General features: G+C 73.4%; 21 protein-coding genes. 10 read left to right on the top strand and 11 right to left on the bottom strand.

Going from position 1 to position 21520, the window contains the following annotated elements:
• Positions 1-43: 43 nt before the first annotated feature.
• A complete protein-coding gene (locus BCD49_RS20935; protein ID WP_007517183.1) occupies positions 44-580 on the bottom strand; it encodes a hypothetical protein in 537 nt (178 codons plus the stop codon).
• A gap of 93 nt (positions 581-673) precedes the next feature.
• Between BCD49_RS20935 and BCD49_RS20940 the strand changes: the two genes are divergently transcribed.
• Positions 674-1264, top strand: coding sequence for a TetR/AcrR family transcriptional regulator (locus BCD49_RS20940; RefSeq protein ID WP_027140759.1), 591 nt, complete (start codon positions 674-676; stop codon positions 1262-1264).
• Positions 1265-1345: 81 nt separating this feature from the next.
• Here BCD49_RS20940 and BCD49_RS20945 read toward each other — a convergent pair whose 3' ends face one another.
• On the bottom strand, positions 1346-2551 hold the full coding sequence (locus tag BCD49_RS20945) for a cytochrome P450 (protein ID WP_035928639.1): 1206 nt from the start codon (positions 2549-2551) through the stop codon (positions 1346-1348).
• Between the two features lie 304 nt (positions 2552-2855).
• Here BCD49_RS20945 and BCD49_RS20950 point away from each other — a divergent pair, with 304 nt between their 5' ends.
• Together BCD49_RS20950 and BCD49_RS20955 are read left to right on the top strand one after the other, a co-directional pair.
• A complete protein-coding gene (locus BCD49_RS20950) occupies positions 2856-3125 on the top strand; it encodes a cell division protein SepF (RefSeq protein ID WP_157845235.1) in 270 nt (89 codons plus the stop codon).
• Positions 3122-4084, top strand: coding sequence for an alpha/beta fold hydrolase (locus tag BCD49_RS20955; protein WP_007517179.1), 963 nt, complete (start codon positions 3122-3124; stop codon positions 4082-4084). The genes BCD49_RS20950 and BCD49_RS20955 overlap by 4 nt, the downstream gene beginning before the upstream one ends.
• A 127-nt stretch (positions 4085-4211) precedes the next feature.
• On the opposite strand, the gene BCD49_RS20960 is transcribed toward BCD49_RS20955, so the two are convergent.
• From BCD49_RS20960 to BCD49_RS20970, 3 genes are all read right to left on the bottom strand, one after another.
• The gene (locus tag BCD49_RS20960; RefSeq protein WP_071041801.1) at positions 4212-5237 is read right to left on the bottom strand and encodes a Gfo/Idh/MocA family protein; all 1026 of its coding nucleotides are present in this window, start codon (positions 5235-5237) and stop codon (positions 4212-4214) included.
• A 259-nt stretch (positions 5238-5496) separates the two neighbouring features.
• Positions 5497-5937 carry a nitroreductase/quinone reductase family protein gene (locus tag BCD49_RS20965; RefSeq protein WP_198536145.1) on the bottom strand — a complete coding sequence of 147 codons (441 nt, stop codon included), beginning with the start codon at positions 5935-5937 and terminating at the stop codon, positions 5497-5499.
• Positions 5938-6167: 230 nt separating this feature from the next.
• Positions 6168-7040 (bottom strand): DUF2071 domain-containing protein, encoded by an 873-nt coding sequence (locus tag BCD49_RS20970; RefSeq protein WP_007517172.1) that lies wholly within the window; start codon positions 7038-7040, stop codon positions 6168-6170.
• Between the two features lie 186 nt (positions 7041-7226).
• Here BCD49_RS20970 and BCD49_RS20975 point away from each other — a divergent pair, with 186 nt between their 5' ends.
• The 3 genes from BCD49_RS20975 to BCD49_RS20985 are packed head-to-tail and all read left to right on the top strand — an operon-like array spanning position 7227 to position 10026.
• The gene (locus BCD49_RS20975; protein ID WP_007517171.1) at positions 7227-8066 is read left to right on the top strand and encodes an ABC transporter permease; all 840 of its coding nucleotides are present in this window, start codon (positions 7227-7229) and stop codon (positions 8064-8066) included.
• Positions 8067-8069: 3 nt separating this feature from the next.
• Positions 8070-8954: an ABC transporter permease gene (locus BCD49_RS20980; protein ID WP_083401594.1), complete on the top strand. Its 885-nt coding sequence runs from the start codon at positions 8070-8072 to the stop codon at positions 8952-8954.
• Positions 8955-8961: 7 nt separating this feature from the next.
• Positions 8962-10026, top strand: a complete 1065-nt coding sequence (locus BCD49_RS20985; RefSeq protein WP_007517169.1) for an ABC transporter ATP-binding protein — start codon at positions 8962-8964, stop codon at positions 10024-10026.
• 31 nt (positions 10027-10057) lie between these two features.
• Here the strand turns inward: BCD49_RS20985 and BCD49_RS20990 are convergent, their stop codons facing one another.
• From BCD49_RS20990 to BCD49_RS21005, 4 genes are read right to left on the bottom strand one after another with little or no spacing between them, the layout of a single operon-like run.
• Complete coding sequence (locus BCD49_RS20990) at positions 10058-10774, bottom strand: hypothetical protein (protein WP_071041802.1); 717 nt, start codon at positions 10772-10774, stop codon at positions 10058-10060.
• Positions 10775-10800: 26 nt separating this feature from the next.
• Positions 10801-12381 carry a multicopper oxidase family protein gene (locus tag BCD49_RS20995; RefSeq protein WP_007517166.1) on the bottom strand — a complete coding sequence of 527 codons (1581 nt, stop codon included), beginning with the start codon at positions 12379-12381 and terminating at the stop codon, positions 10801-10803.
• Positions 12378-12890, bottom strand: a complete 513-nt coding sequence (locus tag BCD49_RS21000; RefSeq protein ID WP_007517164.1) for a hypothetical protein — start codon at positions 12888-12890, stop codon at positions 12378-12380. Before BCD49_RS21000 ends, BCD49_RS20995 begins: the two co-directional genes overlap by 4 nt.
• The gene (locus tag BCD49_RS21005; protein ID WP_007517162.1) at positions 12887-13633 is read right to left on the bottom strand and encodes a hypothetical protein; all 747 of its coding nucleotides are present in this window, start codon (positions 13631-13633) and stop codon (positions 12887-12889) included. Before BCD49_RS21005 ends, BCD49_RS21000 begins: the two co-directional genes overlap by 4 nt.
• Positions 13634-14101: 468 nt before the next feature.
• Here BCD49_RS21005 and BCD49_RS21010 point away from each other — a divergent pair, with 468 nt between their 5' ends.
• The 3 genes from BCD49_RS21010 (at position 14102) to BCD49_RS45170 (ending at position 17300) form a co-directional block, all read left to right on the top strand.
• Positions 14102-16288 carry a sensor histidine kinase gene (locus tag BCD49_RS21010; protein ID WP_007517160.1) on the top strand — a complete coding sequence of 729 codons (2187 nt, stop codon included), beginning with the start codon at positions 14102-14104 and terminating at the stop codon, positions 16286-16288.
• A 91-nt stretch (positions 16289-16379) separates the two neighbouring features.
• Positions 16380-17024 carry a LuxR C-terminal-related transcriptional regulator gene (locus BCD49_RS21015; protein WP_071041803.1) on the top strand — a complete coding sequence of 215 codons (645 nt, stop codon included), beginning with the start codon at positions 16380-16382 and terminating at the stop codon, positions 17022-17024.
• A gap of 168 nt (positions 17025-17192) precedes the next feature.
• Positions 17193-17300, top strand: a complete 108-nt coding sequence (locus BCD49_RS45170) for a WD40 repeat domain-containing protein (protein WP_269799860.1) — start codon at positions 17193-17195, stop codon at positions 17298-17300.
• 53 nt (positions 17301-17353) lie between these two features.
• On the opposite strand, the gene BCD49_RS21020 is transcribed toward BCD49_RS45170, so the two are convergent.
• Positions 17354-19189: a CehA/McbA family metallohydrolase gene (locus BCD49_RS21020; RefSeq protein WP_071041804.1), complete on the bottom strand. Its 1836-nt coding sequence runs from the start codon at positions 19187-19189 to the stop codon at positions 17354-17356.
• Between the two features lie 271 nt (positions 19190-19460).
• Between BCD49_RS21020 and BCD49_RS21025 the strand changes: the two genes are divergently transcribed.
• Entirely contained in the window at positions 19461-20264 is an 804-nt protein-coding gene (locus tag BCD49_RS21025) for a polysaccharide deacetylase family protein (RefSeq protein WP_007517154.1), read from the top strand.
• Positions 20265-20292: 28 nt separating this feature from the next.
• Here BCD49_RS21025 and BCD49_RS21030 read toward each other — a convergent pair whose 3' ends face one another.
• On the bottom strand, positions 20293-21492 hold the full coding sequence (locus tag BCD49_RS21030) for a thiolase family protein (protein WP_007517153.1): 1200 nt from the start codon (positions 21490-21492) through the stop codon (positions 20293-20295).
• Positions 21493-21520: the final 28 nt, after the last annotated feature.

The raw sequence follows: 21520 nt of genomic DNA on the forward strand, positions 1-21520 counted from the left end.
TAGATCATCTAGTCGACGAGGCCAGCCCGACGTCCACGGATGATCAACGCGCTGGCTTTGGTTTTCTCGGCCAAATCGTCTGGCTGACCGCCCACAGGAGGTCTGCCACCAAAATGAGGCCCAGCAGCGGGTAGCGGGCCTCGAGGCCGACCGTCCGGTCCGGGTCGTCGACCAGGACCGTCAGGATCCAGATCACCGCGGCGGCGATGAAAACCGCGATCCCGGTGCGGCCCACGTCCGCCCAGCATTCCCGCGTGTACCGCGCGCCGTGAAGCCGCACCGGGGCCGGCCCGCCGGCGAACCGGTGGGCGGCGCGCGCGTCCGCCCAGGCGATGAGCTTGTGCCCGTAGGTGACCGAGAAGCCGAGATAGATCGCGGCGAGCCCGTGGAACACCCCGGCGGTCGCGCCGCCGCGCAGGTCGACGACGGTCGCGGCCAGCAGGACGACGTCGACCAGCGGCGTCATCGCCAGCAGGACGAGCCCAGCGCGCCGCCACCGCAGCCCGTAGCGGGCCATCAGCCCCAGCGCGACGAGCACCCAGAACCCGACCTCGCACGCGACGATCACCGCACCCAACACGGCGCTTCTCCTCCCGGACACCCGCACGGACACATCTTGGCAGCACGCCTGTGCTAGAAAACGACGCTAGCACACCCGTGCTAATTTGTGTCCGTGCCGAGGACCATCGACCGGGACGCACGCAAGGCGCAGCTCGCCGCGGCCGTCTGGCGGATCATCGTCGAACGCGGGATCGGCGCGGTCTCCGTGCGTTCAGTCGCCGAGGAGGCCGGCGTCGTGGTCGGCTCGCTGCGCCACGTCTTCCCGACTCGGGCGGAACTGCTGGAGTTCTCGGCGCGGCTCATGGTCGACCGGGCCACGGCGCGCATCCTGGCGACCCCGCGCTCCGACGACCCGGTGGAGTTCGCGTACGCGATCCTGCGCCACCTGCTACCGCTGGAACCGGACAGCCGGGCCGAGTTCGAGGTCAACCTGGCCCTCATCGCCGAAAGCCCGGCCCTGCCCAGCCTGGTGGAGATCCGTGACTACACCACCCGCGAGGTCGGGGAGCTCTGCCACCAGGTGGTCGAGCTGCTCACCGGCAGACCGCGCGACGAGACCACCCTCACGGCGGCCCGGCGCCTGCACGCCCTCGTCGACGGCCTGGGCCTCCATCTCCTCACCCAGCCGCCCGACGCCGACCCCACCTGGGCCACCGCACTGGTGCGCGCGGAGCTCACCCGCCTCCTCGCCGCCTCGTCATGACCTTCATCAGCGGCTCTGTATCACGATCCGAACCAGCAGGGGCTCGGAGTTCGGATGCCGATACAGATCCGGCGATCAAGGTCACGGCGAGACGGTCGTGACCGGGAGYGACTCCCAGCCACGGACCACCGACGTGCGGGCCTGGACGGCGCTCGGCCAGTCGATCTCCCAGGTGGGGAAGCGGCGCAGCACCTCCTCGAGCGCGACCCGGCCCTCGAGGCGGGCGAGCGCCGCGCCGAGGCAGTGGTGGATGCCGTAGCCGAACGTGAGGTGGCGGCCGACGTCGCGGTGGATGTCGAACCGGTCCGGGTCGGGGTAGCGGCGCTCGTCCCGGTTCCCCGAACCGACGAGGAAGACGACCACGCTGCCCGCCGGCACCGACTGGCCGTGGTACTCGACGTCCCGGGCGACGTATCGGGCGTGCGCGGGCGCCGGCGCCTCGTAGCGCAGCAGCTCCTCGACCGCGTTCGGGATCAGCGCCGGGTTGGCGACGAGCTCGGCGCGCTGGTCGGGGTTCTCGGCGAGCACCTTCCCGGCCCAGCCGATCAGGCGCGTCGTCGTCTCGTTGCCCGCGGCCGCCAGCAGGTTCACGTAGACCAGGATCTCGGACCGGTCGAGGGTGCGCGTCGTGCCCGTCTCGTCCTCGAACTCGGTGGTCAGCAGCTCGGTCATCAGGTCGTCCGACGGGTGGCGGGCCCGCCAGTCGATGTACTCGGCGTACTGGGCGCCGTCGCTCATCCTGGGCGCCGGGTCGGGAGCGTCGTCGGTGAGCCGCAGGCCGCGGTCGATTCCCGCCCGGATCGACTCCTGGTCGTCCTCGGGAATGCCGAGCAGGTAGCCGATCGTGCGCATCGGCATCGGCGCGCCGAGGTCCCCGACGAAGTCGAACCGGCCCGCGCCGACGAGCGGGTCGAGACTGCGCACGCAGAACTCCCGGACCTTCGCCTCCAGCGCCAGCATCTTCTTCGGGGTGAAGACTCGGGAAAGAAGGCCGCGGTGCACGGTGTGCGCCGGCGGATCCTCGAACAGGATCAGGCCCGGCGGCATCTCCAGCTTCGCCTCCAGGCTCGCCCTGATGAACTCCAGCACCGAGCCGCGCCCCGAGTGGTAGGTACGCCAGTCGGCGAGCCCGGCCTCGACGTCGTCGAACCGGCTCAACGCGTAGAAGTCGAACTTCTCGTTGTAGTAGAGCGGTGCCTCGTCGCGCAGCCGCCGCCAGACCGGGTACGGGTCGGCGTCGATGGCGGCGTCGTAGGGGTCGTAGTACGGCTCGCCGCGGCCGGCCATCGGGCCGGCCCCGGCGCCGGCCGCCGCCGCGACGCCCGCATCTGCGTCCGGCGCGCCGTCGGCGTGGGCGTGCGCGTCCGAGTCCTGGTTCGTGACCGTCACCGCTAGACCTCCCGATCCCGGGCCAATATGACGCACGTCGCATGTCCACTATCGCGCGCCTCCGACCTCCGCACGACGGCCAACCGCGGCGAGTACCCGCGCCGGGTGCCAATTTCGGGCCGCCGGACGTTGGTGCGCGGGGAACTGCGCAGCCAGGCGCACGCKGGGCGCCTGGCCGTAAAGGAGTGGTATGAAAATGAGCGTGACGGCGGATTCAGCGGACGACGCGCCGTTCTTCGAGATCCACAAGTACGGGGACCTGACATCCGTGGCAGTCGCGGTACGCGGGAGTGGCGCCGTGATCGTGGACTTCCGATCCGTGGACGACGCGATGGGCCGTCGGGTGGCCGACTTCTGCGCCGGTCTCGGTTTCGGGATCGGCAACTCGCCCTTCCGTCTCACCGACCGTGTTTACTTCCTGTCGGGCCAACGCACGCCGAACAGGGCGGAACGGGCACGGTTCGCGGGATGAGCCCGACGGAGCGGCAGCCCGCGCCGGATGACGGCCTCGCGGCGGACAATTACGACGAGTTCGGATACCTGCACGAGAACGCCGCGGAGATCGGGATCCCGTTCCCCGGGCGGCCCGACGTCGTTCGTGGGTTCCTGGAGGTCGGGACCGGTCAGGAACTGAGCTACATCCGCTGGGGCACGGCCGAGCCGGAGATCGTGTTCCTGCACGGCGGCGGGCAGAACGCGCACACCTGGGACTACGTCGCGCTCGCGCTCGGCCGCCCGGCGCTCGCCGTCGACCTGCCCGGCCACGGCCACTCCTACCGGCGCCCGGACCGGAACTACGGCCCGTGGCGCAACGTCGAGGCGCTGGAGGTGGCGCTGCCGGCGCTCGCGCCGAAGGCGAACGTCGTCGTCGGCATGTCGCTGGGCGGCGCGACCCTCATCCACCTGGCCGCCAAGCGCCCCGACCTGTGCCGGCGTGCCGTCATCGTCGACGTGACACCGCATGTGAGCGACACGCGCCAGCGCCTGACGCGGGCCGAGCAGGGCACCGTCGCCCTGGTCGGCGGCCAACCGACCTATGCCTCGTTCGAGGAGATGGCCGACACGGCGATCGCGCTGAGCCCGTACCGGGCGGCGTCCGGGGTGCGCCGCGGCGTCCGGCACAACGCCTACCGCCGCCCCGACGGGCTGTGGACCTGGCGTTACGACCTGTTCGGCCCGCCACCGGCGGGCGGCGAGAACTGGAACGACCACCTCGGCCGGCTGTGGGCCGACGTCGACGCGATCACCGTGCCGACGATGCTGGTCCGCGGCGGCGAGTCGAAGTTCGTCGCCGACGCCGACGCCGACGAGTTCCGCCGCCGCCTCCCCTCCGCGCGCTACGAGCTCGTCCCCGGCGCCGGCCACGCCGTCCAGAGTGACCAGCCCCTGGCCCTCACCGCCCTGATCAGGGACTTCACCTTTCCAGCTTGACCGCGCATGATCGCGGCTTGCGCCCTCCGGTGGTCATGAACCGGGTCGGATGACGACCACCGGAGGGCACAGACGGCGGTCAAGCAGCCGCCGGTTGCCGGCTGCGACGGGCGACGGGCGACGGCGCTCAGGTGGTCGGGGCGGACGGGCGGGGCGACAGGCCGGCGGCGCGGTAGATGTCGTCGATGACCCGGATGTTCGCGAGGGAGTCCGCGGGCGGGGTAAGCACCGGGGTGCCGTGCCGGATGGCGTCGCGGAAGGCACGAAGCTGCAGGGTGTAGGTGCTCTCGCCGACCACCTTTTCACGCCGCCGCCGGCGGCGGCCGGCGCCCGTCACGGTCAGGCGGTTCAGGATGTGCGGCGCGAGCGGGTTGAGCACCCGGATCTCGCCCCGCTCGCCCGTGATGACCAGGCGCATGGCGAGCCCCGGCCACGCCCAGAGGCCGGTCTCCAGACGGCCGGTGACACCGCCGTCGAACCGCAGCCGCGCCGTCAGGTGCCGGTCGACCTCCGTGAGCCGTGTTTTCGCGGCGGCCGAGACGACGGTGGGCTCGGAGCCGACCACCGTCCTCATCATGTGGACGCCGTAGCAGCCGAGGTCCATGAGACTGCCGCCGCCGAGGGCGAGCTGCCAGCGAATGTCGCGCCGGCTCGGGATGGGGACGACCAGGCGGGCCGCGACGTGCCGCACCGCCCCGATCTCGCCGCTCGACACGATCTCCAGGAGCCGGGCCGCGAGCGCGTGGTAGCGCCAGTGGAACGCCTCCATCACGACCACGTCGCCACGGTCCGCCGTTTCCTTCACCGTGAGCGCCTCGTCGGCGTTGGCGGTGAACGGCTTCTCGCACAGCACGTGCTTGCCCGCCTCGATCGCCCGGACTGTCCAGTGGGCGTGGGCCGCGGGGATCAGCGGGATGTAGACGGCGTCGATCTCGCCGTCGTCCACGACGGCGTCGTAGTCGGCCAGGACGCGTGGAACACCCTGCCGGTTCGCGAACCGCCGCGCCMGCGCCTCGTCGCGCGCGGCGACCGCGACGACCTCGACCCCGTCCATGGCCGCCGCCGGACGGATCAGCGCCATCGGCGCGATCCGCGCCGCCCCGAGCACCCCGATCCGCAACGCCTGCTGGTCCCCCGCGGAAAACGTCGCCATGATGATCCTTACCGGTCTCGTCGCCGAAAGCCATTCCCCGAAGATCAACAGGAAGCACGCTATCTCGCCGCGGGCTCGCCGGCTGAGAGAGGTTCCGGTCCGGTCGTGCGGAGGCGGGTGACGAGGTCCTCGATGGGAGGCTCGCGGATCGCCAGGTCGACGAGGGGGTAGCGGGCGCCGACCCCGGCGACGAGCGGCGCGGCGCTGGCCTTCGCGGTCGGGGCGGTCGGGGCGATCGGGGCGATCGGGGCGAGTGGCGCTACCGGGCGGCACGCTCGACGACGACCAGCGGGATCTCGCGCTCGGTCATCGTCTGGTGAGCGGCCATCTTCTCGTTGAAGTCGGCGAGCGCGGTGAGCAGCCGGGCCCGCTCGTCGCCGGTGGCGATGCTCGCCGTCGCCTCGAACCTGTCGATGCCGTCCGCCCCGGGCAGTTCGACGGTGACCGACGGGTTCGCGGCCAGGTTCGCGTACCAGTCCGGATGCTTCGGCGCCGCCATGTTCGACGCCCACAGCACGATCCGGTCCGGGCCGTCGGTGAAGTAGCCGAGCGGCGTGGTGTGCTCGCCGCCGCCGCGCGCGCCGACGGTGGTGAGCAGCAGCACGCGCGACCCCTTCAGCATCCCGTCGCTGATCTCGCCGCCGTTCGCGCGGAAGTCGGTGACGACCGACCGGTTGAACTCCCGCATGTCGCTTGGCATCGTCACGGCTTTCTCCTCGATCGACGGTGATCTGACCGCGCCGGACGCGTGCAGGGCCGGGACAACGGCTGGTAGGTGCTCGGTATGCGGCGACAGCACATCACATGGAGCACCTGCACCCGCCGCCGGCTCACCGTTGCTGGCCAGCGGCCTTTCCGGGCGGTAACGGTGCGCTGCCGGCAGGAACCGACGGTCCGCGCGCTGCCGGTGGGAACGGATCGGCCGGATCCTCAGCTCTCCGGGCGGCCGATGCGGACGTCGACGCCCGGCGAGTAGTGCGCCAGCGGCGGGCCGGACGGGGCCGGCAGGCCGGCGGCGGTCACCAGCCCGTCGTCGAGGTCGAGCAGATCGACGCGGTGCAGCGGCCAGGGGCGGTGCCAGGCCCGGGCCGAGCGCGGCGGGCCTGAGCGGACCGGGCTGAACAGGCGGAACCGGGCCGTCAGGAAATGGTCGCGGGCGCTCAGCTCCGCGTCCGGGATGCGCCTGCCCGGCCGGACCACCACTCGGCTCGCCGCCCCGCGCGGGCCGGGCCAGCGCCGCCGGCAGGTGTACGTCGTCGTGCCACCGCCGGCGCTGCCTGCGCCGCCAGCGCCCGGGCCGGCCTCCTCGACCAGCCGCATCGACGACCAGAAGTACGGCAGYCGGTAGGTCGTCCGGGCGACGGCGACCGCGCCCCACCGGGCCGCGTCCAGCGAGAAGAACCAGATCCCCGGGCGGCCTTGCTCGTCCCGGACATATGTCCGCACGTTGGTCTCCGGGAAGAAGCTGACCCAGGGAGCGGCCAGGTCGCGCCGCCCGGTCCGCACCTGCATGAAGAACGGCACCAGGCTCACCCAGGCCGCTCCGTCGCACGTCTCGGCCGCGAGGCCCGCCGGCAGCAGCCGTTGCACGGCGTCCGTCGGGTAGGGCCAGTGCAGGAACGTCAGCCGCTCCCAGCGCTGGCGCATGATGGGCCGCTCCACCGTGAACGGGCAGGTCCCGGCTGCCGCGTCACCCACCGAACCCGCGGTCCCGGGTATCGCGGCCCTGGACGCCGCGGGTTCGCGCGTCGCGGGTTCGGGCGTCGCGGCGTCGGACCGGTCGGGAGCGCTCATGGCCCCCATCGTCGCTCCCCTCGACTCCACGGGCGCGCATGCCGACGGGGACCACAGGCATCACACGAGTCCTGAATGGTTTCGCCACACCGGTCCTTGCCCGCGTTCTAGGGTCATGTCGCGACCTTTCGGCGCGCTGGCCTTGGGGGACCTTGCGACGCGGGAAGGGCCGGGGACGGGGGAGGTGGCCGGCTCGTGACCGTCCTCGCCGCGGCGCGCCCGTCGGGCATTCAGGCCGAGCTGCGCACCTGGGCGGCGGTCGCGGCGGCGAGCGCCCGAACCAATGTCGCCCACCGGGCGACGGTCGCCGCGTCCGTGCTGTCGAACGTGACGCTGACCGTGCTGCGCGGGTACCTGGCGCTCGCGGTGTGGGAGGCCCGGCCGGGCCTCGCGGGTTACGACACGCAGCGGGCGGTCACGTTCGTCGTGCTCGGGCAGGCGCTGATGACGACGTTCGCCGCGTTCGGCGGCATGATCGACGTGCCCTGGCGGGTGGAGAGCGGCGCGATCGTCCTCGACGTGGCGCGGCCGTTCGGGTTCCTGCGCTGGTGGCTGGCGCGGGAGATCGGGCGGGCGGCGGTGTTCCTGGTCAGCCGCGCCCTGCCGGCCGGGGCCGTGGGGCTCGCGCTGTTCGGCGCCGTTCCGCCCGCGTCGAGGGCAGCTGCGGCGGGGTTCGCCTTAAGCCTGGTGTTCGCCCTGCTGATCAGCTTCGGGATTCGTTATCTGGTCGGGCTCTCCGCGTTCTGGGTCATCGACGCACGCGGGACGCTCGCGATCTCGGCGCTGACGATGACGTTCTTCTCCGGCGCCGTCCTGCCGTTGACGATCTTTCCCGGGGTCTTCGGCGAGGTCGCGAGGGCGCTGCCGTTCGGCGCGATCGTTCAGGTCCCGATGGACATCTACCTGCGCCCGGCCGGCGGCACCGGGATAGGTCAGGCGCTCGCGTTCCAGGCGGCATGGGCGCTGGTCCTGCTGGTCGCGAGCGACCTGGTCTCCAGGCTGGCGCTACGCCACGTCGTCACCCAGGGCGGCTGACCGATGGTCACCAGGGCGGCCGGGTCGGCGGTCGAGGCGGAGCCGACGGGCCCGGCGGCGCGGATCCGGGCCGTCCGTGGCCTGCTGTGGGCGGAGGCGGCGGCCTACGTGCTGCTCGTGCGGGTCGCGTTCCGTGAGGCGGCGCAGTACCGGGCGTCGCTCGCGCTGCGATCGCTCACCGAAGCCGCGGGGACCGTGCTCGACCTCGTCGCGATCGGCATCGTGTTCGCCCACCTGCCGGCGCTGGAGGGGTTCTCACTGGCCGAGGTGGCCTTCCTCTACGGCACGTCCGCGCTCGCGTTCGCGCTGGCCGAGGCGTTCCTCGGCCCGGTCGACCGGATCGGCTGGCACATCAACGACGGCCGGTTCGACGTCGTGCTGATCCGTCCCGTGAGCGTGCTCGTGCAGGCGGCGACGATGGCGTTCTCGCCACAGCGGGTCGCCCGGGTCGCCMAGCCGATGGTGATCGTCGTCGTCAGTTGTCTCGCGCTGCACGTCCACTGGACCGCGGACCGGGTGCTGCTGGTGCCGGCGATGGTCCTGTGCGGCGCGGTCCTCGCCGCGAGCGCGTTCGTCGCGACCGCCGCGGTCCTGTTCGTCGCCCCGGACGCGACGGTCGCCGTCGTGGCGAGCACGCAGGGCTCGGCACTGGCCGCGCGCTACCCGATGACGGTCTACGGCCACCACCTGGCGCTGTTGCTCACCGTCGTGCTGCCCATCGGGTTCGTGAGCTGGCTGCCGGCGCTGCACGTCCTGTCCCGGCCCGACCCGCTTGGCCTGCCGACGGCGCTGCGCTTCGCCTCGCCGCTGGTCGCGGCCGCCGCGGCCGGCCTGGCGGCGCTCGCCTGGCGGGCCGGCGTGCGGCGCTACCGAAGCACGGGGAGCTGACCGACCCATGACCGACCTGATAGCCGGCCCCGACGAGGCCGGCAGCGGCGACGCTGGCGGCGGGGCCGGTCGCACCCAGCAGCCCGTCGTCATCGAGGTGACCGGGGCGACGAAGACGTTCGTCCAGCGCCGCCGGATCGCCGGGCAGCGGCTGCGGCGCGAACGGGTGGACGTCCACGCGGTGCGGGACGTGTCGTTCACCGTCCGGGCCGGGGAGATCATCGGCTATCTCGGCCCGAATGGCGCCGGGAAGAGCACGACGATCAAGATGCTGATCGGCGTGCTCACCCCGACGGGCGGGCGGCTGCGGGTCGCCGGGCTCGACCCGGCCCGCCAGCGGATCGCGCTCGCCCGCCGGATCGGCGTCGTGTTCGGGCAGCGCTCGACGCTGTGGTGGGACCTGCCGCTGCGTGACAGCTTCGAGCTGGTCCGCCACCTCTACCGGGTGCCGCCCGGCCAGTTCCGCGCGAACCTCGCCCGGTTCGTCGAGATGCTCGACCTCGGCCCGTTCCTGGACACCCCGGTGCGCCAGCTCTCCCTCGGCCAGCGGATGCGCGGCGACCTGACCGCCGCGTTCCTGCACGACCCGGCGATCGTCTACCTCGACGAACCCACCATCGGCCTCGACGTCGTCTCCAAGGCGGCCGTGCGCGCCTTCCTCGCCGAGAAGAACCGCGAACAGGCCACCACGATCATGCTGACGACGCACGACACCGCCGACATCGAACAGCTCTGCCAACGCGTCCTGGTGATCGACCACGGCCGCCTCGGCTTCGACGGCGACCTCGCCACCCTGCGCGACCGCCTCGGCGGCGAACGCACCCTCATCGTCGACCTGGCCACCCCACTGCCCCCACTCAGCGTCACCACCCCCGGCGCCCGGGTAATCCGCGTCGACGGCCCCCGGCAGTGGCTCGCCTTCCCCGCCAAGGCCAGCGCCGCCCCCCTCGTCGCCGAGGTCGCCGCCCGCTACCCCCTCGTCGACCTCGCGATCCGCGAACCCCCCATCGAGGACGTCATCACCCGCCTCTACACAACCGGAGCCACAGCGCCGGAAACCGCGGCGAGCTGACGGCTCGGCGTCGTGGACGGGAGGACCGCGCCTACGGTGCCGTGGGACGGGTGACCGGGACAGGCTGGCCGCCGCCGCGGCGTAGCAGCAGCACACAGGTGATGAGCATCCAGAGCCACGTCGCGAGGTACGGCGGGTTCCACAGCACGTCGGACGACCAGGCGAAGCGGGCCAGCACCAGGAGGGCTCCGCTGACGACGCCGAGCCAGCCCAGCCAACGCGGGAAGACACCGGCCGCGAGTGAGGCAAGCCCCGAGGCCAGGGCGAAGCCGCCCAGGGCGAGGCGGGCGTTGGCGAAGCCGAAGGCAGTCACGTCCCAGGCGTAGGCCGCCAGCGGAGGGTCGATCACGCCGCCGCGGTGGGCGCCCGCCTCGACGCTGGTGTTGACCAGGCCGAAGGCGACGAAGAGCACCCCCGACATCAGCGCCACCGTCGAGCACCACGGCGGCTCGGGCTCGGCGCGGCRCAGGATCTGGCTCAGCCCGACGGCGAACCACAGGAACACCAGCAGGCTCACGGCGAAGAGGGCGGACGCCGCCTGCAGCCAGGCGCCGTCGGCCTCGCGGAGGTAGCGGGCGGCCTGCGCGACAGTGGCCACCGTCGGTGGTTCCCCGTCGCCGATGACGATGACCGAGCCGAAGATCAGCACGATCGCGGCCAGGCCGACCGCGCCGGTGACGCGCTCCAGACGAGGCCACGTGCGGTCGGGAGCGGACAGACGGTCGGGAGCGGACAGGTCGGTCGTCATCTCGGTCCTCCTCGGGTGGACGTCGGCTAGCGGGTGCGGAAGGCGGCCATCATGGCCATGTCCTCGTGTTCGAGGTTGTGACAGTGCAGGAGGTACCGGCCGGGATAGTCGGTGAAGCGCACGAGCACCTCGACGGTCTCGCTGGGCGAGACGTCCACGGTGTCCTTCCAGCCGAGGTCGTGCGGGCCGGGCGCGCCGCCGCGCCGCGACAGCACCTGGAACGGGTTCAGGTGCGTGTGCACGGGGTGGTGCAGGTCGCTGGTGAACCGCCAGATCTCGACGTCACCGAGGGCGACGTCGGCGTCGATGCGGGCGGGGTCGAAGGGCTGGTCGTTGATCAGCCAGCCAGGGTGCTCGCCGGTGGGTGCTCGGCGGAAGCGCCAGTCGCGGGTCCGTACGGCCTGGCTGCGCCGGAGGGGCTCGAGGTGGCTGAGGCGCGGCGGCACGTGGCTGTCGTCGCTGGCACGTCCCGTGACGCGGAACAGCATGATCTGCGCGGTGGATCCGGCTCCCAGCGCGTTGTCCAGCGTGACGGCGGTGCCGGGCGGGAAGGCGGCGAAGTCGACGACCACGTCGGCGCGTTCGCCCGGGGCCAGCACGATGGTTGCCTGTTCGACGGGGTGGTCGAGCAGTCCGCCGTCCGATCCGATCTGGACGAACGGCGTCCGCGCCGGATCGAGGCGGAGCTGGTAGCGGCGGGCGTTGGACGCGTTGAGCAGCCGGAGGCGGTAGTGGGTGGCCGTCACCTCCAGTACCGGCCAGGGTGCGCCGTTGACCAGGATGACGTCGCCGAGCACACCCTCCATGTAGGTGTCGGTCACGCCGCCGGTGATGTGGAGCATCCAGTCGAGCGACGGGTAGAGGAACGAGCCGTCGGCGTCGAAGGCGCGATCAGTGATCATCAGCGGGATGTCGCGGTCACCCCGGGGCAGCGGCAGGGCTGCCTCTTCGTCGTCGGTGACCAGGTGGAAGCCGGCCAGGCCGCGGTAGACCTGCGGACCGGTGAAGTCCATGCGGTGGTCGTGGTACCAGAGCGTCGCGGCCCGCTGCCGCATCGGATAGGTGTAGTCGCGCCGGCCGGCCGCGACGGCGCCGCCGTCCATGGGCATCGTGGCGCCGCCGTCCATGGGCACGGCGGCCCCGCCGTCCATGGCATGTGTGTGCTCGGACCAGCCGGCCGCGGGCAGGATGAGGTCGGTGGGGTAGCCGTCGCTGTCGGCCGGGGTGTGCCCGCCGTGCAGATGGACGGCGACCGGGACGGCGAGTTCGTTGTGGTGGGTGACCACGGTGGTCCGGTTGCCGCGGCTGACGATGGTGGGGCCCGGGAAGATGCCGTCGTAGCCGAAGATCCGGGTGCGCAGCCCCGGCAGCAGCTCGACGTCGGCCTCGCGCTGCGCGATCTCGTAGAAGTCGGTGGTCGCGTCGGTCCGGACCGGCCGGGCCACCGGCGGCACCGGCAGCGGGACGGTGTAGGGCTCGGGCAGCCTGGCGCGGCTGTGCAGCAGCTCGCCGGTCTGGCCACGAGGGCTGGACAGGGCGAGGCCGCCGAAGCTGGCCACGCCGAGCGCGGACAGCCCGAGCGCGCCGAGCACGTGCCGCCGGTTCACCGGGCACGCTTCCGGCGAGCCCGGCGCGGCCGCGGGGTGGCGGCGTCGGCGCGGAACAGCCACACGGTGGTCAGGATCTGGCCCACGACGAGGGACACGCCCAGCGGCAGGTGGACCACGAGCAGCCGTTCGTAGCCCATCCCGACCTGAACCTCGACCAGCAGCGCGATGGCAAGGCTGGCCCAGATCGGCCAGGCCCGCCCCCGGCCCTTCCAGACGAAGGCGATCGCGCAGACCAGCTGGATCACGTCGAGCCCGGTGACCACGATCGCGTTCGCGTCGTGCAGGGCCAGCGCGTCGACGTCACCCTCCAGGTACTCCCCGGCGAGGACCGGCTGGCCGAGGAACGCGAGCGCATGCAGCACCGCGACGACGCGTAGCACGAGGAGCGTCACGCGGGGGCCGGCCTGTGCCAGCGGGCGCGGGCCGGCGGCCTGCTCCGGGATGGTCTCCCCGGACCCGCTCCCGGGGAGACCATGCGCGTCCGCCACGTCCGACACGTGGGTCACGGCAGGCGGACCTCGCGGTCTGGCCCGTGCACCGCGGTGGCCGGCGCCGCGGGAGCCGGGTCGGTGTAGGTGGCGGCGCAGAGCACGAGCAGGCCCAGGCTCCACACCCCGGCGCCGGCCGCGAGGAGGTCGGGCGAGGGGCTCATGGCCAGCAACGCCACCGACCCGACAGCCGCGGCGAGCGGGGTGCGCCGACGCCAACCTGTCCAACGTCCGGCCCGTGACGAGGCCACCGTGAGCAGGATGTATCCGGTCACCGAGAGCAGCGTCGCCAACACGAACATCATGATCACGACAAGGGCGCCGGTGTCGGAGACTCGGTCGCCGCGGACCGCGATCGAGGCGAGCTCGGCGGCGGTGAACAGCCCGAGCGCGCCGAGCGCGAGGCCCCCGCCGACCCGCGCGGCCCGGCCCGAGCCGGCGGCGCCGCTGCGGGCGAACCCCAGCACGCCGACGAGCACCAGCGCATGCAGCAGCGCGTTGACGAGGGCGGCCGCGACGAACGCCCCACTCGAGAACGGGTAGCTGTAGATCTTGGTCGACACGTCTGTCCCCGGCAGGACGACCGCCAGCACCACGACCTCGTCGACCACGGTGGCCGCTGCGCCGACGACACCCACCGCCGCCATCCGCCGCACCGACGCGCCGCGCGGGCCGCGCGGGCCGCGCGGGCCGCTCGTGGATCCGCCGGACGACGCCGCCCGGCCGCCGTTCGTCGTACTTACGTCATTCGCCGTCGCCATCTCGTCCTCCCAAGTGGACGTGGTTCGGAATTGGTCAGACGCGGCTTTCCAGGAACCTTTCGCTTCTCACCTTGATCAGCCAAGGTCGCCGCGGGTCCGAGCCGACGACGGAAAAGGTTTCAGTGGTGACGCTCGCGTTCTGGGAGGTGAAGCTACGGCGGCGGTGATCGCCCAACATCGGGGCAGGCACCGCATTTCCGTGCGCTCCCACCCGCAGCGGCACTAAGTACCAGTACGCAGCCGGGGCGAGTACCAACACCGTTGGCGGCGCCCGGTGGCTCTGGGACGATGGCGCGATGGCGGGTGCCGGACACTCCCATCCGAACGGGGCGTCTCGGCTCGGCCGGCCGTCGTCGCGATCGGGGCCGGCAGGCGCCAGCGGCCCGAGCGCGCCGGCCGGCCGCACGCGGGGCGGGTGAGCGTCGCCGCGCGGATCCAGCGCGGCGAGCGTGCCGGGAAGGGGGCAGGGTGCGGACGTCGCCGTTCCGCGGCCGGCTGCTCCCGGCGGTCCTGCTCGGGCTGACGGTCGCCGCCGAGGTCGCCGCCGTCGTGCTGTCGTCGTCGCTCGAGCCGCGCTACGACACGGTGCTCAACGCCATGTCCAACGTGACCTTCGCCGTCGCCGGGGCGCTGGTCGCCGTCCGTCACCCGCGCCATCCGATCGGCTGGCTGCTGTGCGCCTGCGGCGCCCAGAGCGCGCTGACGGAGCTCGCCCAGGGCTATGGGCTACGGGCGGCGGCGCTCGGCTGGCCGGGCGGCCCCGCGGCCGAATGGTTCAACGCGACGACGAGCTGGACGCTCGGCAGCCTGATCCTGACCTCGATCTTCCTGCTCTTCCCCGACGGCCGCCTGCCCGGCCGGCACTGGCGGTGGGCGCTGTGGGCCAACGGCCTCGGCGGCGCCCTCGCCGTGCCGGGATGGGGTTTCAGCCACCTGTCCGACGCCGGTTTCGTCTCCGGGCACAACCCCCTGGCCACGGACGCGATCCCGACGAACGTCGTCTTCGCCGCCAGCGCCGCCCTGGTCATCGGCGGGCTGGTCGCCTCCGTCGCGGCGCTCGGAGTGCGGCTGCGCGCCGCGCGTGGCGCCCTCCGGCAGCAGCTCAAGTGGTTCACCTACGCCGCCGCGGTCGCCGGGGTGTTGCTGCCAGCGTCCCTGGTGCTGTGGAACGCCTGGCCCGGGGCGCGCGTCCTGTCGGCCGTGGCGGTGACCGTGCTCCCGATCGGCGCCTGCGTCGCGATCCTGCGCTACCGGCTCTACGACATCGACGTCGTCATCAACCGCACCCTCGTCTACGGCACGATCACCGTCCTGCTGGCGGCGGCGTTCGCGGCGACCGTCCTCGCCCTCGGCACGGTGCTCGGCCGTGGCTCCCCGGTGGCGACGGCGGGCGCCACGCTGGTCATCGTGGTCGCGTTCCGGCCGCTACGCGCCCGGGTGCAGGCCGGCGTCGACCGTCGGTTCAACCGCGCCCGCTACGACGCGCTGCGCCGGATGGCCGACTTCCTCGACGCGCTGCGCGCCGACCGCGCGGCCCCCGAGCAGATCGGCGACGTGCTGCGCGGCCTGCTCGACGATCCGGGCCTGGACCTGCTGTTCTTTCAGACGGAGAGCGCGGCATACGTGGACGCCGACGGCGAGCCGGTCGCGGACGTCGCCGCGGCCGCGGCCGGCCGGGCGCGGCTGCCGATCAGCCGCCGTGACGAGCCAGTCGCGTTGGTGCTGCACCGCCCGCGGCCCGACCCCCTGCCCCGGGACGTCGTCCAGGCCGGCGGGCTGGCGATCGAGATCGCCCGGCTGCGGGTCGAGCTGCGCCGCCAGCTCGCCGAGGTGCGCGGCTCCCGGGCGCGGATCGTCGCCGCGGCCAACGAGGAACGCCGCCGGATCGAGCGGGATTTGCACGACGGGGCGCAACAACGGCTCGTCTCGATCGGCCTGGCGCTGCGGCACGCGCAGCACCAGCTCGGCGGCACCGCCGGGCCGGAGCGGGCGAGCCGCACTCTCGACGACGCGGTCACGCAGCTGGGCAGCGCCATCGACGAGCTGCGCGAGCTCGCCCGCGGCCTGCCCCCGGCGCAACTCGGCGGCGGCCTCACCCCCGCCTTCACCGAACTCGCCCGCCAGTCCCCCGTCCCGGTCACGGTGCGCGTGAACCTGGTGCCCTCCGCCGCGGAGACGTCCACGCCCACCGCGATGCCGCCGACATCGGTGGCGTCGGCGGCCACCGCGACGATCACGGCTCCCGCCGCCGCGCCGTCGGCCGGGGCCGCGATGGCCGCGGCCGACGGTGACGCGACGGGTCGGACAGCGGGCGCCGGGCCTGCCGGCGCGGTCCGCGGAGACGGACCGAAGGGCGCGGGCGTCGGGCGACTGGACCGCCGAGTCGAGGTCGCCGCCTACTTCGTCGGAAGCGAGGGGGTCACGAACGCCGTGAAGCACGCGCAGGCCCGCCGGATCGAGCTGAGCGCCGAGGTCCGCGACGGCCGGCTCGTCGTCGCCGTGGCGGACGACGGGGTCGGCGGCGCCACGCCGGCAGGCGGGACGGGGCTGCGCGGGCTCGCCGAGCGGGTCGCCGCCCTGGGCGGGACTCTGCGGATCGCGAGCGGCCCGGGCGCCGGCACCGTGCTCACGGCGGAGCTGCCGTGCGGCTCGTGAGCCGTGCCGCGCAGCCGGCCGCGGCGGCTGGGCGCGAGGGCTCCCATCACCTCGGGCGGCACCAGGCGAACGCGGGAGGGGTGGCCTGCGCATGCGGGTGGTGATCGCCGAGGACCAGGTGCTGCTGCGCGAAGGGCTCGGCCGACTGTTCGAGGACGCCGAGCACGAGATCGTCGCCTCCGTCGGCGACGCGGATCGGCTGCTCGCCGCCGTCGACCAGCACCGTCCCGACCTCGCCGTCGTCGACGTCCGCATGCCGCCGACGTTCACCGACGAGGGCACGGTCGCGGCCGGCGAGATCAAGCGACGCCACCCCGCGGTCGGGGTGCTCGTGCTCTCACAGCACGTCGAGACCACGCACGCCGTCCAGCTCGTCCCCCTCGGCGGGTTCGGCTACCTGCTCAAGGACCGGGTCCTGGACGTGAGCGAGTTCCTCGCCGCGGCCGAACGGGTCGCCCGCGGCGGCTCGGCGCTGGACCCGAAGGTGGTCGCAAGCCTGCTCGCCTCCCAGCGGACCGACGACCCGCTCGCCGGGCTCACCGAGCGGGAACGTGAGGTCCTGCGGCTGATGGCCGAGGGAATGACGAACGTCGGCATCGCGCGCCGGCTCGTGCTGTCCGAGCGAACCGTCGAGGCGCACGTCCGCCACGTCCTGATCAAGCTCGACGTCCCCGATCACGCTGACGCCCACCGCCGGGTCCTGGCCGTCMTCACCCACCTCTCCCTGTCCGCGTGAACGGCTGGCCGACGGGCACCACGCCCCCGCGCTGATCGTCGCCACCGGCGGCTGCCGCAACCCCTCCGCACCGAACTCGCGTTCACGGGCTCCGCCAGCGGCGGCAACGGCGGCACGGTCCAGCTGTGGAACGTCGCCGAGCCGGACCACCCGCTGCCCGGCAGGACGCTGCGATGCGACACCACGAGGGTGTACGCGGTGGCGTTCTTCCCGGACGGGAAGACCCTGGCCACCGGCGGCGGCGACGCGACGGTCCGGCTGTGGGCGATGCCCTGACCCGATCGATCTCCGTTCCCCGGTCCCGGCGCTCGATGCCGGCCGCGCCGCGGTCAGCCGGCGGTGACGCGGCGCGGGCCGGGGCGGRCCGGCGGGGGCGCGGTCATCGGGCGCAGGCTCGCGGGTGGGTCGCCTACGGTGAGCCAGATCGGGTTCGTCAGGCATTCCATGTCGCCCTCGGTGGCGAGCGGCAGGCCCTCATGGGTGTGGCCGCCGCCCCGGACCTCGACGCGGACGTAGCCACCGCCCGGCGGGATCGGGATCGTCGCCTCGATGGTCTGGTCGTCGGACGTGACCGCCGTGGTGGACAGCGTCCCGGCCTGGGTGATGACCGTCGCGCGCATGCCGCCGGCGCGGCGGACGCGGACCTGTACGCCGACGGGGTCACCGCTGGCGCCGAAGACCTCGCCGCCGACGATCGCCCGCTGGCGCTCGCGGCTCGCCGTCAGGTAGCACTCGACGCCGTCGGGGCGGCGGGTGACGAAGCTGCGCCCGGCGCGCAGCGCGGCGATGACCGCCTTCGTCTCCAGCGCGTCGGCGTAGACGACGGTCGTCGGGGTGCCGGCCCTGAAGCCCTGCTTGGCGCCGCTCTCGACGCCGTGCAGGTCGCTGCCGCCGTTCGCGCAGACCCGCCAGCCCTTGCGCAGCATCCCGTCCCAGGCCTGCACGGACTGCTCGTCGTCCGGTCCGTACGACCCGGTCCACAGCTCGTACCCGACCGGTCGCCCGGCCGGGCGTTCCATCTCGGCACCGAACTGCCACTTCAGCCCCGGGAACGACGGGTGCGCCGCCGCGACGTAGGCACCCAGGTCACGGGCCGTCGCCAGGAACTTGTCGATACGAGCGCCGTTCTCCGGCAGAGGCGTGCCTTCCGGCGTCTGGCGGAAGTCCAGCCAGTCACCGACGTCGATCCCCGACACGGTCGCGTGGCCGAAGCTCCAGTTCGTCATCTCCTCTCCGGGCATCAGCAGGACGTCGGAGCCGGCGTCGCGGGCGAGGAAGAGGTTCTGGGAGACGACGTTGTGGTCGGTCATCGCGACGAAGTCGAGGCCGAGCTGGCGACAGGTGTTCGCCCACGCGGCCGGGGTGAGCGCCGTCTTCTGGTTCCAGGCGTCCGACGACTCGGGGGTGTGGCAGTGCAGGTCGCCGCGGTACCAGCCGGGCCGGGCCAGCACGGTACCGACCGTCGCGCCTGGAGTGAACGGCTTCGCCGGGGCCGGGCCGCCGGAGAGGGTGACCGTCACGGTGACCTGCGACGGCGCCTGGACGGCGAAGACCGGGACGATCACGGTCCAGCGGCCCGGCTCGACCGGCCCGGGCAGGAAGCTCTGCGAGGCGCTGTCGGCGGCGACGAAGAACGACGACCGCTCCTCGCCGTAGATGCCGCGGAACCCGGGCGAGCCGTAGGCCGGGCCGCGGTGGTCGAACAGGCCGATGCCGAGCTTCGCCGTGGGGTCGGCCTTGGCCATGGACACCTGGACGCGGTTGACCCCGGGGCCGACGTCGAACGGAAGGTAGACGTACTCCCCCCGGCTGGCGACCGTGCCCGTGAGGACGACCGTCCTGGTCGGCGGGAAGCTGGTGACGGTCGCCCGCGGCGTGGGACCGCCGGCGCCTGCGTCGTCCGAGCAGGCCGCGAGCCCGAACGCCGACGCACCACCGGCGAGCAGCGCCCCACCGCCGAGCCCGGCGACCGTCAGCACCCGCCGCCGGCTCGGCCCGGCCGGCGCCACCGGGCGCGCCGCGAGCGGACCGCCGGTATGCGGGCGGTCGGCGTCCGGGCGGTCGGCGTCGGGGTACCGCTCGGCGACGTACCTACGCTCGTCGGCCTTGACCGCTTCCGGGGCCAGGTCCTGGCAGGGCGAGTCGATGCCGTGATGCCCGCACATGGCATCGCAGTCTGCTCCACATCGGCCGCCGGGTCAGGCCCGCTCGGGCGGTTTGCGCGTCGCGTGGGCCGCCGTCCGCGACCCGTCCCCCTCCCGGCCACGCCCGCGCCACCCGCGTACGGCGCCCGGGCCGCCCGGGCCATACCGGAACAAGGGTGACGCCCGGGTCGTCGGCCTTGCGGCGGCGGCCCACCTGAGCGAGACAATCGTCGGGCCGAGAGCACACGTCCTGGGCGGGAGGTCGAGCCCGTCCTCGCGGCGAGGGGGGATCGTGCTCGTGAAAGGCGGTACGGAACCGGTCCGCGGCGAGCTGGCGCGGCGGACGCGCGGCGCCGCCGGGGCGGCGGTGCTGGGCGTCGCCGTGGTGGGTTACGGGTGTCCCGCGGTCACGTCCTGGCCGGCCCTGCGGGCGCGGCTGACGCCCAGGCTCGCCGGTCTCGGCCGCCGGGACCATGTGGCCCTGACGTTCGACGACGGGCCGGACCCCGCCTCGACGCCGCAGTTCCTGGAGGTCCTGGCCGCGGCGGGTGCCCGGGCGACGTTCTTCCTGCTCGGCTCGATGCTCGCCCGCTCGCCGTCGCTGGGCCGGGAGCTGACCGCCGCCGGTCACGAGGTGGCCGTGCACGGCTGGCTGCACCGCTACACCCTGCTGCGCACCCCGTCGGCGCTCTACGACGACCTCGCCCGGACCAGGGATCTCATCGAGAACGTCACCGAGCGCCAGCCGGTCTTCTTCCGGCCGCCGTACGGGGTGCTCAGCACGGGCGCGCTCGCCGCGGCACGACGGCTGGGGCTGCGGCCCGTGCTGTGGACCGCGTGGGGCCGGGACTGGAGCCCCGGGGCGACCCCGGAGTCGGTGCTGGCCACCATCCGCGGGGGCCTGGCGGGCGGCGGCACCGTGCTGCTGCACGACTCCGACTGCACGTCCGCCCCCCAGGCCTGGCGCTCGGCGCTGGGGGCACTGCCCGGCCTGCTCGGCGAGTGCGCCGGGCGCGGACTGCTCGTCGGACCGCTCAACGAGCACTTCGGGCCCGGGCCGACACCCGCCGAGCCGAGGACGCTGGCCGCGGCCTGAGGGCGGCTCCGGCCGGCGGACGGTCCGATCAGGCGGCGGCGCGCTCCAGGATGTGGACGCCGCAGGCGTTGCCGAGGCCGATGACGTGCGCGAGCCCGACCTTCGCGTTCGGGAGCTGGCGGTCGCCGGCCTCGCCGCGCAGGTGGGTGGCGACCTCCCAGACGTTGGCGATGCCGGTCGCCGCGATCGGGTGGCCCTTCGACTCCAGGCCGCCGGAGACGTTGACCGGGGTCTTGCCGTCACGCCAGGTGGCGCCGGAGTTGAAGAAGTCGACCGCGCCGCCCTCCGGGCACAACATCAGATTGTCGTAGTGCACCAGCTCGGCGGTGGCGAAGCAGTCGTGCAGCTCCACCAGGTCGAGGTCCTCGGGGCCGATGCCGGCCTTCTCGTAGGCCTGCGTCGCGGCCTGCCGGGTCAGCGTGTTCACGTTCGGCAGCACCTGGCAGGCCTCCTCCCACGGGTCGGTGGTGAGGACGGAGGCGGAGACCTTCACGGCGCGGCGCTGCTGCTCCAGGGAGAGCGTCTTCAGCTTGGCGTCGGACACCAGGACGGCGGCCGCCGCGCCGTCGCAGTTCGCGGAGCACATCGGCCGGGTGTTCGGGTAGGCGATCATGACGTCATTCATGATCTGGTCGAGGGTGAACCGCTTCGAGTAGGCGGCCAGCGGGTTCAGCGTCGAGTGGGCGTGGTTCTTCTCGGAGATCTTGGCGAACAGCTCGAAGCTGGTGCCGCCGTACTTGTGCCCGTACTCGAGCCCGATCTGGGCGAACACCCCGGGCATCGTCTCGGTGCCGATCCGGCCGTCGATCGGGCCGACGGCGCCGAACCGGCCGCTGGGCGTCCAGTCCTTCGCGTCGCCGCCGCGGCTGCCGCCGGCGAGCAGGCCCGCGCCCGCGAGCTTCTCCACGCCGACGGCCAGGCCGAAGTCGGCGTCGCCGGCGCGGATCGCCATGTGGCAGACGCGCAGCGCGGTGGCGCCGGTCGCGCAGGCGTTCGACACGTTGTAGACCGGGATGCCGGTCTGGCCGACCTGCTTCTGCAGCATCTGCCCGGAGGCCCGGCCCATGAGGCTGCCGAAGGCCAGCAGGCCCATCTCGCGCATGGTGACGCCAGCGTCGGCGAGCGCGCCCATGGTCGCCTCGGCCGCGAGGTCGATGACGTCCTTGGTGGGGTGCTTGCCGAACTTGGTCATGGTGATGCCGAGGATCCAGACGTCGTCGCTGGCCATGTCCGCCGCTCCGCTTCTTCGTGGTGTG

The organism is Pseudofrankia sp. EUN1h (assembly GCF_001854645.1).
GTDB classification, from domain to species: Bacteria; Actinomycetota; Actinomycetes; order Frankiales; family Frankiaceae; genus Pseudofrankia; species Pseudofrankia saprophytica.